The 14,539-nt window shown below is 66.1% G+C and carries 15 protein-coding genes; 10 read left to right on the top strand and 5 right to left on the bottom strand.

What is annotated here, in order from left to right; genetic code table 11:
- The first annotated feature begins 8 nt into the window (after nt 1-8).
- Both Q5701_RS10315 and Q5701_RS10310 read left to right on the top strand, forming a co-directional pair.
- A complete protein-coding gene (locus tag Q5701_RS10315; protein ID WP_306755141.1) occupies nt 9-734 on the top strand; it encodes an SDR family oxidoreductase in 726 nt (241 codons plus the stop codon).
- A gap of 59 nt (nt 735-793) precedes the next feature.
- Nucleotides 794-1,522 (top strand): SDR family oxidoreductase, encoded by a 729-nt coding sequence (locus Q5701_RS10310; protein WP_306755139.1) that lies wholly within the window; start codon nt 794-796, stop codon nt 1,520-1,522.
- A 49-nt stretch (nt 1,523-1,571) separates the two neighbouring features.
- Here Q5701_RS10310 and Q5701_RS10305 read toward each other — a convergent pair whose 3' ends face one another.
- Both Q5701_RS10305 and Q5701_RS10300 read right to left on the bottom strand, forming a co-directional pair.
- Nucleotides 1,572-2,729, bottom strand: a complete 1,158-nt coding sequence (locus tag Q5701_RS10305) for an ABC transporter substrate-binding protein (protein ID WP_306755138.1) — start codon at nt 2,727-2,729, stop codon at nt 1,572-1,574.
- Nucleotides 2,722-3,750 carry a GntR family transcriptional regulator gene (locus Q5701_RS10300; protein WP_306755137.1) on the bottom strand — a complete coding sequence of 343 codons (1,029 nt, stop codon included), beginning with the start codon at nt 3,748-3,750 and terminating at the stop codon, nt 2,722-2,724. The genes Q5701_RS10305 and Q5701_RS10300 overlap by 8 nt, the downstream gene beginning before the upstream one ends.
- 241 nt (nt 3,751-3,991) lie before the next feature.
- On the opposite strand from Q5701_RS10300, the gene Q5701_RS10295 reads away from it, so the two are divergent.
- From Q5701_RS10295 to Q5701_RS10260, 8 genes are all read left to right on the top strand, one after another.
- Nucleotides 3,992-5,290, top strand: coding sequence for an ABC transporter substrate-binding protein (locus Q5701_RS10295; protein ID WP_306755136.1), 1,299 nt, complete (start codon nt 3,992-3,994; stop codon nt 5,288-5,290).
- Between the two features lie 63 nt (nt 5,291-5,353).
- Nucleotides 5,354-6,226, top strand: coding sequence for an ABC transporter permease (locus Q5701_RS10290; RefSeq protein ID WP_306755135.1), 873 nt, complete (start codon nt 5,354-5,356; stop codon nt 6,224-6,226).
- 9 nt (nt 6,227-6,235) lie between these two features.
- Nucleotides 6,236-7,075 (top strand): ABC transporter permease, encoded by an 840-nt coding sequence (locus tag Q5701_RS10285; protein WP_306755134.1) that lies wholly within the window; start codon nt 6,236-6,238, stop codon nt 7,073-7,075.
- Complete coding sequence (locus Q5701_RS10280) at nt 7,072-8,187, top strand: ABC transporter ATP-binding protein (protein WP_306755133.1); 1,116 nt, start codon at nt 7,072-7,074, stop codon at nt 8,185-8,187. The genes Q5701_RS10285 and Q5701_RS10280 overlap by 4 nt, the downstream gene beginning before the upstream one ends.
- Nucleotides 8,188-9,207 (top strand): asparaginase, encoded by a 1,020-nt coding sequence (locus Q5701_RS10275; protein WP_306755132.1) that lies wholly within the window; start codon nt 8,188-8,190, stop codon nt 9,205-9,207.
- On the top strand, nt 9,204-10,106 hold the full coding sequence (locus Q5701_RS10270; RefSeq protein ID WP_306755131.1) for a polysaccharide deacetylase family protein: 903 nt from the start codon (nt 9,204-9,206) through the stop codon (nt 10,104-10,106). The genes Q5701_RS10275 and Q5701_RS10270 overlap by 4 nt, the downstream gene beginning before the upstream one ends.
- Nucleotides 10,107-10,112: 6 nt before the next feature.
- The gene (locus tag Q5701_RS10265) at nt 10,113-10,406 is read left to right on the top strand and encodes a hypothetical protein (RefSeq protein ID WP_306755130.1); all 294 of its coding nucleotides are present in this window, start codon (nt 10,113-10,115) and stop codon (nt 10,404-10,406) included.
- Entirely contained in the window at nt 10,399-11,358 is a 960-nt protein-coding gene (locus tag Q5701_RS10260) for a CobW family GTP-binding protein (RefSeq protein WP_306755129.1), read from the top strand. Before Q5701_RS10265 ends, Q5701_RS10260 begins: the two co-directional genes overlap by 8 nt.
- A gap of 3 nt (nt 11,359-11,361) precedes the next feature.
- Here Q5701_RS10260 and hydA read toward each other — a convergent pair whose 3' ends face one another.
- The 3 genes from hydA to Q5701_RS10245 all read right to left on the bottom strand — a co-directional run bounded on the left by hydA (nt 11,362) and on the right by Q5701_RS10245 (nt 14,523).
- Nucleotides 11,362-12,795 (bottom strand): dihydropyrimidinase, encoded by a 1,434-nt coding sequence (hydA, locus tag Q5701_RS10255; protein ID WP_306755128.1) that lies wholly within the window; start codon nt 12,793-12,795, stop codon nt 11,362-11,364.
- A gap of 205 nt (nt 12,796-13,000) precedes the next feature.
- Nucleotides 13,001-14,011 carry a GGDEF domain-containing protein gene (locus Q5701_RS10250; protein ID WP_306755127.1) on the bottom strand — a complete coding sequence of 337 codons (1,011 nt, stop codon included), beginning with the start codon at nt 14,009-14,011 and terminating at the stop codon, nt 13,001-13,003.
- Nucleotides 14,008-14,523: a hypothetical protein gene (locus Q5701_RS10245; protein ID WP_306755126.1), complete on the bottom strand. Its 516-nt coding sequence runs from the start codon at nt 14,521-14,523 to the stop codon at nt 14,008-14,010. Before Q5701_RS10245 ends, Q5701_RS10250 begins: the two co-directional genes overlap by 4 nt.
- Nucleotides 14,524-14,539 lie beyond the last annotated feature (16 nt).

Here is a 14,539-nt window from a genome sequence, read left to right as displayed (position 1 = left end):
GGCGTCCCATGCAGTTCCAAGGCAAATCCGTCATCATCACCGGCGCCGGCAAGGGCATCGGCCGGGCCACCGCCCTGCTGATGGCCGCGCGCGGCGCACGGGTCGTGGCGATCAGCCGCACCCGGTCCGATCTGGACAGCCTGGCCAGGGATACCGGCGGTCAGGGCATCGCGGCCGACCTGTCCGATCCCGGTGCCGCACGCGCGGCGATGGCCCAGGCGGGCACCTGCGATTTCCTGGTGAACTGCGCGGGCACCAATGTGCTGGAAAGCCTGCTGGACATGACCGATGCGGGCTATGACACGGTGATGAACATCAACCTGCGCAGCGCGCTGATCTGCGCCCAGGAATTCGCCCGCGCCCGCATTGCCGCGGGCGGCGGCGGCGCCATCGTCAACGTGACCAGCATCGCGGGCCATCGGGGGTTTTCCGATCACGTCTGCTATGCCGCGTCAAAGGCCGGGCTGGAGGGCGCCACCCGCGTCATGGCCCGAGAGCTTGGCCCCCACGGCATCCGTGTCGCGGCCGTCGCGCCCACCGTGACCATGACCGAACTGGCCGCCGAGGCCTGGTCAGACCCCGCCAAAAGCGCGCCCATGATGGCACGCCACCCCCTTGGCCGCTTTGCCGAGGCCGAGGACGTGGCCCGGTCCATCGCCCTGCTCTTGTCCGAAGACGCCGCCATGGTCACCGGCGCCGTTCTGGCCGTGGACGGCGGCTTCCTGGCTGTCTGACCCGACCCTGCCAACCGAAAAGACCCGCGGGCCACCCCCGCAAGATGAAGGAGCTTTCCATGTCCGCAGAACTTCACGGCAAGATTGCCGTTGTCACCGGGGCCGCTTCGGGCATCGGCCTTGCCACGACCCAGGCCCTGCTGGCGGCAGGCGCGCGTGTGGTCATGGTGGACCGCAACAAGGACGCCCTGACCGACCTGACGGGCCAGTTGGGCGGAAACGCGGTGGCGCAGGTGACCGACCTGCTGGATGCCGACAGCTGCAACGCGATGGTGCCCGAAATCCTGGAAAAGGTAAGCCATATCGACATCATGGCCTGCAATGCCGGCAGCTATATCGGCGGCGACCTGATCGACACGGATCCTGCCGCCATTGACCGGATGCTGAACCTGAACGTCAATGCGGTGATGAAGAACGTCCACGCCGTGGCCCCGCACATGATCGGCCGCAAGACCGGCGACATCGTCGTGACCTGCTCCATCGCGGGCCATGCGCCGATCCATGTCGAGCCGGTCTATTCCGCGTCGAAATGGGCCGTCACCTGCTTTGTCCAGACCATGCGGCGGCAGCTGATGGGCCACGGCATCCGCGTGGGCCAGGTATCGCCCGGGCCGGTCATCTCGGCCTTGCTGTCGGACTGGGAACCGGAACGGCTGCAACGCATGAAGGACGCCGGCGCGCTGATCGAACCGACCGAGGTGTCGGATGCGCTGATGTTCATGCTGACGCGCCCGCGCAACGTCACGATCCGCGACATGATCGTGCTGCCCAGCAACTTCGACATCTGACACCGGGCTGGCGGGGGGCTGGGGCGACCGGATTGCCCGTCCCCCGCCCTTACGCCTGAAGGAATTCGTGCCAGCGCCGGACCAGATAGTTGTGTTCCGGCATGATCGTGCTCCAGACCGCGACCTTGGACAAACGCTGGCGATAGCCGCCGCCTTCACGGGTTTCGCCCGCATGGACGACGATCCGGCCCGACCTGTCCGTCAGGTCTTGGGCGGCGGGCAGGCCGCCATACCAGTAATCCCATTCCCCGTCCGTCAGCGTGTCGCGCAACTGTTCCGGGACCGAGATGTAATATCCCTGCCGCGCCATGATCGCCCCGGGCACGCCGTCCAGCCACCAGTTCAGGTAACGATAGGCCATGTCCAGCCTTTCACCTTCCGTGGCCGCCGACAAGCACATCCCGGAATGCCAGCCGCGATAGCCTTCGACCGGGGCGGCATAGGTCAGGTCGTGGCCAAGCGCCCTCATGCCGTAATAGGCCGGGGACCACAGCGAGGACAGGACGCATCCCGATGCGGACACAAGCCGCATCGAATCCTCGGCCGATGCCCAGAAGCGGCTGAAATGGCCGCTGCGCTTGCGGGCCATCAGGTGCCCGAACATCTCGTCGATCTCCTCGATGGCCAGGCAGCCCGGATCGCCGACCCGCATCAGCCCGGCGGCCTGGACGGCCAGCGCCAGTTCCACGGCACTGGCGGCCGGATCCAGGCTGAGGGCGCAGCGCCCGTGCCAGCGGTCGTCCAGCAGCCAGGCCCAGCTTTCGGGTTCGCCCGGACGGCGGCGTGCGGCCAGTTCCGGCGCATAGGCGAAGCTGTCCACGTTATAGGTCGTGGGCAGCATCGAGATCGCCGGGCCGGGCGTGGCCGACAGGCTGCGATCGGGCTGGACGAACAGCATGTCGGCCGGGCGCGTCCCGAACCCCTGCCCGCCGTCTGCAAAGACCCCCGACGCTCGGACCTGCGGCCAATGCCGGATGCGGCCCGTGTCGATGGCCTGGATCGAACCCGCCGTCCACAACAGGTCCAGCGAATGAAACCATTGGTCGTAAACGTCATAGCTTTCCGGCGACAACACGCCCCGGCTTTGGCAGGACAGGCCGTCCAGCACCTCGAATTCAATGGGAAATTCCAGATCGGCACGGGCTTGGCGCCGCAAGGCCTCGGTCAGGGTGGCCGATGTTCCGATGACGCGCAACGCCCTAGCCATCGCGGTCCCTGTAAACGGGCGTCATATAGGGGGGCATATCGGGCGGCTCCAGCAGCGACAGGACGCGCAGTCGCGCCAGCACAAAGGCTTCGACCCGGACCAGGTGGCGGTGCAGGACATCGCGTGCCTGCGGCACGTCCCCCTGCCGAAGATGGCGCAGGATCCCGGCATATTCGTGAAGGGCGGGCAGGTCGTCGATGATCGGGAAATGCCGCCGGAACAGGCGCGGGACCAGCAGGGACAACTGGTTGCGCCGGATCGACCCCAGCAGGCGCGAATTGCGCACGCCGTCATACATATCCACGAACATCGCCGCCTCCAGGTGATCGACCACTGCCGCCCCGCAGGCCGGAAAGGCGGCGATCGCGGCCTCGACCCGGGCCAGCAGCGCGTCCGACCGCGCCCCGGCCCAGTCGGGGGCGACCTGGGACAATGCCTCGGGTTCCAGCAGGCGGCGCATCTGCAGCGTGTCGCGCAGATCCCGCGCGGTCATCTGGCCGACGATCCAGTGGGACTTCCGGTTCTTCTCGATCAGGCGCCGGTCCATCAGGCGCCACAGCACCTCGCGCGCGACGGTGCGGCTGACATTGTGGAAATCGCCAAGCTCGCTTTCCTGGATGCGGAAGGTGCCAAAGGGCATGCAGGCGGTCACGGCCTCGGCCACCTGGGAAAAGATCCGTTCCCACGACGCGGTGCGGCCGATGTCGTCGGCCTGGGCCGTCAGGATCTCGTGCAGGCGGCGGGACGACAGGCGCAGGGGGATGCGCGATCCGCCCACCACATAGCCCTGCCCCGCCGCCGGGGTGATAAGGCCGTCTTCGGCCAGCAGGATCAGCGCCCGGCGCACGGGCGCCCTGCTCATCCCCAACTGGCCAGAGATCGGCGCTTCCTTCAGGACCGTGCCGGCAGGCAGTTCCCCGGATCGGATCTTGCCTGCCAACAGGTCGCGGACCGACGCATAAAAGAACGCGCTGCCCGGCGGCGCGCCCTCCCCCTGCTTTTCCGTTCCGGCAAGGCCCATGCCAATTCTTTTCCTGCACAAGGATCAGGCGGATTTCCCGGGCAGGTGCCGCCCGTTCCCGCGAATGCCTGACCCCGATCTTGCCCCGCGCTTTCCCCCTTCGCAAATGGAAATGTGCATTGCATCCCAAGAACAGTTTGCTACCGTATCCGTACTGCTTTCCGAGTCGAGAAGGCCGCAGAACAGGCCCGGACCGGGAAAACCCGTGCGACCCGCACGGCGTCCAACTGGGAGAGACGAGATGACACAATCACACGGGAAGGATCGCGCGGGCCTGACACGGCGGCGGTTCCTCAAGACAACGGCTGCGGCCACGGGGGCGGCCGCCGGGACGGGCATCCTGGGCGCGCCGATGATCTGGGCGCAGAATATCAGGGACGTGACGCTGAACCAGGTCGGGCCGTCCTATTCCGTCATCGCGGATATCGCGGAAAAGGCCAGCGCCGACCTGGGCTTCACGATCGTCCCGCAGACCGCCGACAGCACCGCGCTGATGACCAAGGTGGTCAGCCAGCCTGAAACCATCGACATCGCCGACCTGGAATTCTGGGCCATGCAGAAGGTCTGGCGGTCGGGCAAGCTGCAGCCCGTCGAAATCGCTAAGATCGCCAACTGGTCGAAGATGACGCCCTTGATGAAGGACGGCAAGAACTTCGACGGATCCGACCTGTCCCGCCAAGGCACCATGCCCCTTGAGGTGATGTATACGGGCGGCCCCGGCGACACGTCCTTTGCGGCCCAGGCGACCGATTTCGCCACCACCATGCCCACCATCTACAACGCCGACACGGTGGGCATCCGGTCCGACCTGATCGGGCGGCCCGTCGAAAGCTGGGCCGAGCTGTTCAACCCGGAATTCAAGGGCAAGACCGCCCTGGTCAACATCCCGCAGATCGGCATCATGGACGCCGCCATGGCGCTCGAGGCGATGGGCGAGATCACCTATGGCGACAAGGGCAACATGACCCGGGACGAGATCGACCACACCATCACCCGGTTGATCGAGTTGAAGAAGGCAGGCCAGTTCCGCGCCTTCTGGAGCACCTTCGACGAATCCGTCAACCTGATGGCCGCGGGCGAGGTGGTGATCCAGTCGATGTGGTCGCCCGCCGTGACCGCCGTAAAGTCGCGCGGCATCGGCTGCGTCTATCAGGGCCTCAAGGAAGGCTATCGCGGCTGGGGCCTGGGAATGGGCCTGATGGGCCATCTGGAAGGGCTGAAGCTGGAAGCGGCCTATGAATACATGAACTGGTACCTGACCGGCTGGCAGGGCGCGTTCATCGCGCGCCAGGGATATTATTCGTCGGTGCCCGAAACCGCCAAGGCCAACCTGTCCCCGAACGAAGTGGGCTATTGGTACGAAGGCAAGCCCGCGACCGAGGATATCCTGGACCCCTACGGCGCCGTGATGGACAAGGCCGGCGCCGTGCGCGACGGCGGATCGTTCGAGGACCGGATGGGCAACGTCGCCTGCTGGAACACCGTGATGGACGAGGAACGCTATATGGTCCAGCGCTGGAACGAGTTCATCTCGGCCTGACGACCCGGGGCGGCACGACCCGCCGCCCCATCCCGGAACGGCATCTGGCCAAGGAATCCTGTCATGTCCGCGCAATCGACGGGCGGAACGCGCCTGACCCCCTATCTTCAGGTGGCGCCGCTTGCCATCATCATGCTGGCCATGGTCGGCATTCCCATCGGCACGGTGGTCCTGCTCAGCTTCTGGGAATCGGACGGGATATCCGTCTATCCGGCCTTCACCCTGCAGAATTACCGCGATGTGCTGACGGCTGGCGTCACGCTGTCGCTGTTTGTCAACACGCTGAAATACGCGGCCATCGTCCTGGTGGCCACGGTGCTGATCGGCTTTACCTGTTCCTATTTCCTGGTCTTCCACGTGCGGAACCTGAAATGGCAGATCGGGCTGTTCCTGCTGTGCACGATCCCCTTCTGGACCTCGAACGTGATCCGCATGGTCAGCTGGATCCCCTTCCTGGGGCGCGAGGGGCTGTTCAACCAGATGCTGATCGGGGCGGGACTGGTCAGCCAGCCGCTGGACGTGCTGCTCTATTCCGATTTCGCGGTGGTGCTGACCTATATCCACCTGTTCACGCTGTTCATGATCGTGCCGATCTTCAACAGCATGGCCAAGATCAACCCCAACCTCATCGAGGCCGCGCGGGACGCGGGCGCGAATTCCTGGCAGATCCTGACGGGCGTCATCATTCCCCTGTCCAAGACCGGCATCGCGCTTGGCTCGATCTTCGTGGTGACGCTGGTGATGGGCGATTTCTTCGTCGTCCGGGTGATGAGCGGGGGGCAAAGCGCATCGGTCGTCTCGGCCATGAAGAACGAGATCGACCAGCTGTTCTATCCCCAGGCCTCGGCCATGGCGGTGCTGCTGATCCTTGTGGTGGTGCTGATGGTGTCCGCGATCCTGCGGGTCGTGGACATCCGCGCCGAGCTGGCGCGGTAGGGGGCGGTCATGTCACAGACATCTACGCGGCGGGGTGCCGATTTCTATATCCTGGCGGCGTTCTTCGCGCTGTTCGTGCTGTTCCTGTACGGACCGATGCTGATGATCTTCATCCTCAGCTTCCAGGGGCCGACGGGCGGGCTGACTTTTCCGATGCGGGGGGTTTCGACGCATTGGTTCAACGACCTGTGGACCTCCAGCCGCTATGGCGATCTGGGCGGGGCGTTCCGCCGGTCGCTGATGCTGGGCGTCATGGCGATGGCGATCACGGCCACGGTCTGCCTGTTCGCCGCACTGGGGTTCCGCCGCAGGTTCTGGGGGGCGGGACCGATCTTCTATCTGTCGATCGTCAGCCTGATCGTTCCCGGCATCCTTCTGGGCCTGGGCATCAGCCAGTTCTTCCAGCTGCTTGGCCTGCGGCTGTCCTGGTGGATGTCGGGCCTTGGCGCGCATCTCAGCTGGACCCTGCCCTTCGGGCTGTTGATCATGTTCGCCGTGCTGAACCGTTTTGACGGATCGTGGGAGGAAGCGGCGCGGGACGCAGGCGCCCGGCCCTGGCAGGTGCTGGGCCTTGTCACCGTGCCGATCCTGTTCCCCGGCCTGATTGCCGTTGCCCTGTTCGGATTCACCCTGTCCTATGACGAGATGCCGCGGTCGCTTCTGACCGTGGGGGGCCGGAACACCCTGCCCATCGAGATTTCCAACATGACCACCAATGTCACCACGCCCGCGCTTTATGCCATCGGGACGGTGACCTCGGCTGTCAGCTTCCTGGTGATCGCGGCGGCCTTCGTGGCCATTGCCCTTATCCAGAAACAACGGTCGCGCGCCAAGGGAAAGACTGAATGACCGAACAAAGCCGCATCGACATCCGCAACGTCACCAAGCTTTACGGGCCGGTGAAGGCGGTCAACAACGTCGATCTGGCCATCGACGGCGGGGCCTATTGCTGCATGATCGGCCCGTCGGGCTGCGGCAAGACGACCCTGCTGCGGATGATCGCCGGGCACGAGACGCCGACCTCGGGAACCATCCTCATCGGGGGGACCGATGTGACCACGGCCCGCACCGGCAGCCGGGGCACGGCGCTGATGTTCCAGAACTATGCCCTGTTCCCGCATCTGTCGCTAACCGACAACGTGGCCTTCAGCCTGCGGGTCAAGGGCGTGCGGGCCGACGAACGCCGGCGCGCCGCGCGCGAGATGCTGGACCGGGTCCAGCTTCTGCACCTGGCCGACCGGGTGCCGTCGGAACTGTCCGGCGGCCAGCAGCAGCGCGTGGCCCTGGCCCGCGCGCTGATCACCAACCCCAAGGTTCTGCTGCTGGACGAGCCGCTTTCGGCCCTGGACGAGTTCCTGCGGCTGAAGATGCGGGTGGAACTGAAGCGGTTGCAGAACGACCTGGGCATCACCTTCATCCACGTGACCCATACCCAGCCCGAGGCCATCGCCCTGGCCGACCAGGTCGTGGTGATGGACCACGGGCTGATCGAGCAGGCCGCCAGCCCGCGAGACGTTTATAACCGCCCGCACAGCCCCTATGTCGCGCGCTTCATGGGCGGGCAGAACGTGCTGGGCGGCAGGGTCGAACGCGTCGACGGAAACGTTGCCGTTGTGACGGGACCGAACGGGGTTTCCCATGACCTGCCCGCCGCCAGGGGCGTCGAACCGGGCCAGGATCTGCGCTTTTCCGTGCGCCGGGACCGCATCGCGATCCGACCGGAAGCACCGGCGCGCAACAGCATTTCCGGCACCGTCGTCAACGTCGAATACCAGGGCACCTTCGTCAAGGTCGCCCTGGACACCGGCCTGCACGAGGAATTCATGATCTATCTCAACGACGAGGATTACTTCGCCCATCCCCGCCGCGTGGGAGAAACCGTCCACGCCGCCTGGGACGCGGCCCTGAACCATTACCTGCCGGGCCGGAACGACTCGGCCGGCACCCCGCACGAGGATTAGATGAAGCCCCGGGTCGAGATCATCGCCCTGGGCGGCACCATCGCCTGCACCCCCGATGCAGGCGCAGGCGGCGTGGCGCCCGGCCTGACGGGTGCCGATCTGGTCGCCGCCGTCCCGCAACTGGACGCCTTGGCGCAGATCAATGCGGGGAACCTGTCGAACCTGCCCTCGACCGAGATCGGGTTGCCGCTGCTGTTCGACCTGGCGGCGGCGATCCGCGCGCACGAGGACGGGGGCACGGTCGGAATCGTGGTCACGCAGGGCACCGACACCATCGAGGAAACCGCGTTCGTGCTGAACCTGCTGCACCGGGGATCGGTGCCGGTCGTGGTGACAGGTGCCATGCGCAACCCCTCGCTGCCCGGTGCGGACGGGCCCGCCAACCTTCTGGCCGCCGTAGCCTGCGCGGCGGAGCCCGGCTGCCGGGACCTGGGCGTCATTGTCGCCTTTGACGATGCGATCCATCCGGCGGCCTGGGTGCAGAAACGCGACACCTCGTCCACAGGGGCCTTCTGGTCCCCGGCGCCACTGGGATGGACGGCCGAAGGGCGGCCCGCCCTTTACGCAAGGCCGCCACGCAGCCCTGGATTCGCCGTGCCGCCCGACGCGCCCCTGCCCTTTGTGCCGATCCTGAAGCCCGGCCTGTCCGATCCGCCCCTGCTGGTCCAGGCTTGCCTTGACGCAGGCGCCGCCGGGCTGGTCCTGGATCTGGCGGGCGGCGGCCATGTGCAGTCCCCCTGGCTGGATCCGCTGTCGGCTGCGGCCAAACGCATCCCTGTGGTCTTTTCCAGCCGGACGCGGGGCGGGCGCGTGCTGTCGCGGACCTATGGCCAGGCGGGCGGGGAAATCGACCTGCTGAACCGGGGGCTGAAAGGCAGCGGCGATCTGGACGCGCTGAAAGCCCGGCTGGTACTGATGCTGGCGCTGATGACCGGCGGCCCAGACCGGTTCGATGATTTCACCGACCTGTCCTGGCGGGCCGAAGATCCCGAAATCCCCTTTCCACGGAGATCACGATGACCAAGAAAATCTACTGCGCCTTCGGCACCGACATCGATTCCGTCGCCGGATGGATCGGATCCTATGGCGGCGGCGACAGCCCGTCCGACATCCAGCGGGGCATCTTCGCGACCGAGGTGGGCATCCCGCGCCTGTTGCGGCTGTTCAAGAAATACGACCTGCGCACCAGCTTCTTCATCCCCGGTCATTCCCTGGAAACCTTTCCCGACCAGATGCGGATGATCGTGGACGGCGGTCACGAGGTCGGCGCGCATGGCTATCTGCATGAAAATCCCATTGCCATGACCCCCCAGCAGGAAGAAGACGTGCTGGTCAAGTCCATCGAACTGATCGAGGGGCTGACGGGCCGCGCCCCCCGCGGCTATGTCGCGCCATGGTGGGAGATGTCGAATTCCACCGCCGCGCTGCTGCAAAAATACAATTTCAGCTATGACCATTCGCAGGGCTATCGCGATTTCCAGCCCTTCTACGCCCGCGTGGGCGACGAATGGAACACCATCGACTATACCAAGCAGGCCAAGGAATGGATGCACCCGCTGAAGCACGGGAAAGAGATCGACCTCGTCGATATCGCGGCCAACTGGTATGTAGACGACCTGCCGCCGATGATGTTCATGAAAAAGGCGCCAAACAGCCACGGCTTCGTCAATCCGCGCCATATCGAGGAAATGTGGCGCGACCAGTTCGACTGGGTGTATCGCGAAATGGATTACGGCGTGTTCGCCTTTACCATCCATCCCGACGTCGCGGGCCGTCCCCAGGTGCTGCTGATGCTGGAACGGCTGATCGACCATATCAACGGCCATGACGGCGTGGAATGGGCCACCTTCGAGGAGATCGCCGACGATTTCCGCGCGCGCTATCCCTTCGCATCCGGCAAGCGGCCCGAGGTGATCTAGAACGCCATGTGCAGCGCCTGCGGCTTTCCGGCAGCCCCCGGCCATTGGACGGATGCGGGCGCGCAGACCCCCGGCGACCGGCTGCGCCTGCGCTTTGCCCGGCTGGGGGCGGTGAACCGGCTTCTGGCGCCCTATGGGTTGAAGGCCTGGGACGACGGCGCGACCCCCGGCTTGCAACTGTTCGCGCCGGGCGGACAACGCGAACTGGTGTCCGATCTGGCCGCGCTGTGGGCGGCTGCCGAACGGATGGCCGGACAACCCGTGGATCCGCTGTCCGACCTGGCCCTGGCGGATGGTTGACCTGCCGCGTTCGGACGGCCGCCTGCCGCTGACGATCCTGGGCGGTTTCCTGGGTGCCGGGAAAAGCACTTGGCTGCGCCACCAGTTGCACATGGGCCGGTTCAGAAGGCACCATGTCCTTGTCAACGAGGCAGCCGAAACCCCGGTGGACAACCTTCTGCTGGCGGGGGCCAATCGGATCGACGTGCTGGCGGGCGGCTGCGCCTGCTGCACCGGGCTGCCTGCCCTGCTTGCCGCCCTGCGCGGGATCTGTAACGCGGCCAGCGGCAAGGATGCAGGCCGGATTGAGGGGATCCTGCTGGAAACCAGCGGCCTGGCCGACCCCGGCCGGATCGCGGCGGCGATCGGGCACGACCCCGTACTGACGCGCCGCCTGGCGGTGGCGCAAACTCTGGTGTTGGTGGACAGTCTGCACGGCGCCAGCCAACTGGCGGGCGAAATCCTTGCCCGCGCCCAGATCGAGTCAGCCGATGACCTGATCCTGACCAAGCCTGCCGGGGCCGATCCCGCAACGCTGGGGCGTCTGGCGCTGACGCTGCACCAGATCAATCCCGCCGCTGCGCTGTCGGCGGCCGAACAGGGCGTCGCGGTCCCCCTGCCGCCGGTGCAGGACGGGACGGCCCCCTTCGACCTGCCCGCCCTGTCCGCAGTCCAGCCGATCCTGCCCTATCGCCTGGATGTCGGGCATAGCGGATGGGTGGCCTTGTCCACCTGGCTGTCCGCCCTGATCCACGCCAGGGGCGACGACATCGTGCGCATCAAGGGCGTGGTGCGCACCCCCGCCGGTCGCCTGCTGCTGCAATCGGTGCGCCGGGTCGTCCAGCCGCCCGAGATCCTGCCCGACAACGACTTCCTTGCAGGCCCGCCCCCCGAGGAGGACGTGATCGTGCTGATCGGACGCGGCATGGACGGCGACCGGATCGCCCGGTCATGGCGCCGCTTTGGCGGTTGAACGTCACTGCATCGGCGCGCCCGCGCCGCGACCGGCCATGGGCGACAGCGCGCGGGGCAGGAACCTGCCGCCCTGCTTGCTGCCCAGGATCTCGCCCTCTTGCATCACCACCTCGCCTCGCAGGATCGTCGCATGGGGCCAGCCCGTGACCTCGTATCCCTCCCAAGGGGTGTAATCCGACCCGTGATGCATCAGCGACTGGCTGATCGTCACCCGCCGGGAAGGATCCCACAGCACGATATCCGCGTCAAATCCGGGCGCGATGGACCCTTTGGTGGTCAGCCCATAGATCCGGGCATGATTGGTCGATGACAGGGCCACGAATTCATTTTCGGTGATGCGCCCCTTGACCACGCCCTCGGACCACAGGATCGGCATCCGAACCTCGACCCCCGGAATGCCGTTCGGCACCCATTTGAAGGCGGTGCGGGCCTTGGGGTTCTTCTTGCCCATCTCGCCTTCGAAGAAGAACGGGCAATGGTCGGACGAAAAGGTCTGGAACACCCCGGTCTGGATGCCGTTCCAGATGGCGTCCCAGCTTTCCCGGTCGCGCGGCGGGGGAGAACAGACATATTTGCCGCCCGTCTCGTCCATGTTCAGGCCTTTCAGATCCTCGGCCGTCAGCGACACGTATTGGGTGCAGGTTTCGCCCATGATCCTCAGGCCCCGGCTCCGCGCCCAACGGATCTGCTCCATCGCCTCCCGCCCAGACACATGGACGATCATGATCGGCACGCCGGTCAGTTCGGCATGGCTGATGGCCCGGTGGGCGGCTTCACGCTCGACCGACTGGGGGCGGGACACCGCGTGAAAATAAGGTGCGACCTTGCCTGCCTTTTCCAGCTTTTCGGTCATGAAGCGGATTGCGTCATAGCCTTCGCAATGGACCATCACCAGGGCGCCCTGTTCGCCCGCCGCGTCAAACACCTCGAGCAGTTCGCGGTCGTTCAGGACCAGATCGTCATAGGTCATGAACACCTTGAGCGAGGTATAGCCCGCCGCGACAAGGGCGGGCAGTTCCTGGCCCAGCACGGCGGGCGTCGGATCGGTCAGGATCAGGTGGAACCCGTAATCGCAATAGGACTGGCCCTCGGCCTCCTTGTGGTAATCCTCGACCGCCTGGCGCAGGGACGCGCCGCGCGCCTGCAGGGCAAAGGGGATCACGGTCGTATTGCCACCCGCGATGGCGGACCGGGTGCCGGTTTCGAACCCATCGGCCATCGCGGGGCCGCCAAAGGCCGGCTGGGCCAGATGCACATGGCTGTCGATGCCACCGGGCATCACGCGCATCCCGGTCGCGTCGATGTCCTGCCGGCCCTTGCCCAGGTCCAGCCCGACCGTCACGATCTTGCCGTCGCGGATGCCCACGTCCGCCCGCGCGGTATCCGCCGCAGTCACGACCGTGCCGCCCCGGATCACCAGGTCAAAGTCCTGCATGACGTTCCCTTTCCCTGCATCATCACATCGTCGCCATCCGGCGAAGCGTATGTCCGGATAGAACGCCCCTATCGTTCCCAAGGCAAGCAGCAGGGGACAAGAGAGCGTGCCTCTGCCCCTTGATTGCCAAGCAGGTCGGCGATGATGAACATTGGCGGACCATTGGTGCCCGAAAGGAAGCCCACCCGCGTCAACGCCAGCACGATCAGCGCAGTCCCGGCAGCGGTTCCGGGCGGTTCCCGACGGCAAGGGGCGCGACCGAGACGCGACCCTTGCCCGCCCGCTTGGATTGATACAATGCCGCGTCGGCGTCCTCCAGCATCCGGTCGATGTCATTCCGGCCATAGCCCGCCGACAAGACCACCCCCAGGCTGGCCGAGATCCCGCATCCTTCGGGCGAGGCCTCCTCGATCCCCTGGATGATCCGCGTGCCGATGGCGGTCAGCGCCTGGCTGGTCCATGCTCCGCCAAGGATCAGCACGAATTCGTCGCCGCCGATCCGCGCCACATGGTCCCGCGCCCGCACCGCCCGGCCCAGCACCCGCGCGACATCGCCCAGCAGCCTGTCGCCGGCCGCGTGGCCCAGCCGGTCGTTCACCTGCTTGAAATTGTCCAGATCCAGATGCACCAGCGCAAAGCCCTGCATCTTGTCCTGCGGATCCAGGGCGGTGCGCATTGCGACCTGCAATCCCCGGCGGTTCAGCAGGCCAGTCAGGGCATCCGTATGCGCGTCGCGTTCGGCATCTTGGCGGGCCAGCATCAGGTGCCGGTTGAAGCGGGCCAGTTCTTGCTGGATCGCCCGGTTGGCTTCTTGCAGGAACATCAGTTCCAGGGCCAGTTCCGTGGGGGCAAAGTCCGATTCGGTCAGGCCAAAGACCGCGACCGCATCGGACAGCGACACGCCAAAGCCGAAATCCAGCAAAAGCCCGCCGAACCCGGGCGTCACCACATGGCCCCTCAGCGTCAGCTGGCGGTGATGGCGCAGGCGCAGGGCCAGGCGGTCCCCCGGTGCCGCCGCGCGGATCGCGCCGATGACATGGCCCAGGGCGGCGCCCCGCCCTTCGACAAAGACATCCTCGACCCCCTGCGCGCCGGGCGGGATCAGCTTGCGCATGGTGGGTCCGGCGAAATGGATCAGGCCGCAACGGCTGATGCACAGATGCATCGGCATCAACCGGTCAAGCGCATCCTGTCCCAGGGTCAGGGCATGGGTCATCGGGCCTGGACCCTGGACGACAAATGAAAGGTGCGCGCGGCCGCAAAGGCGGAATCCGACACGTCGATGCACAGCCCCCCTGCCTGTGGGGTAATTACGCACAGCGCCCCATAGTCATCGGCCATGGCACGCAACAGCCCGCCCAGCAGGGCCGTCCAGACGAGCGGGCCGCCAGACAGCGCGATCCACAGCAACCCGTCCTCGCTGCGCGACAGGGCAATCTCGGGAACATCAAGATCGTCGGTGATCAGGCGGATCCGATCGGGCAGTTCTTCGATCCGCAGCAGGAAATCCAGGAAATCGCGCCCACAAAAGCGCAGCAGACGCCAGATTTCGTCCTGCCGGACCAGCCAGGCGCCCAGATCCTCGACCAGTTCATCGACGGGCTTGTCCAGGTGCAGCGCCGCATCGCGCAGCATCTGCCCGGGGGGCAGGATGCCTGGTCCAGCCTGGATGGGGACCGATTCCTCGGCCAGAAACTTTTCGACCGCGCGGCTGACAAGATCGTGCATATGTCACCTCCGCTGC

The organism is Paracoccus actinidiae, from assembly GCF_030863885.1.
GTDB classification, from domain to species: Bacteria; Pseudomonadota; Alphaproteobacteria; order Rhodobacterales; family Rhodobacteraceae; genus Paracoccus; species Paracoccus everestensis.
This window is presented reverse-complemented; position numbering and strand designations above follow the sequence as displayed.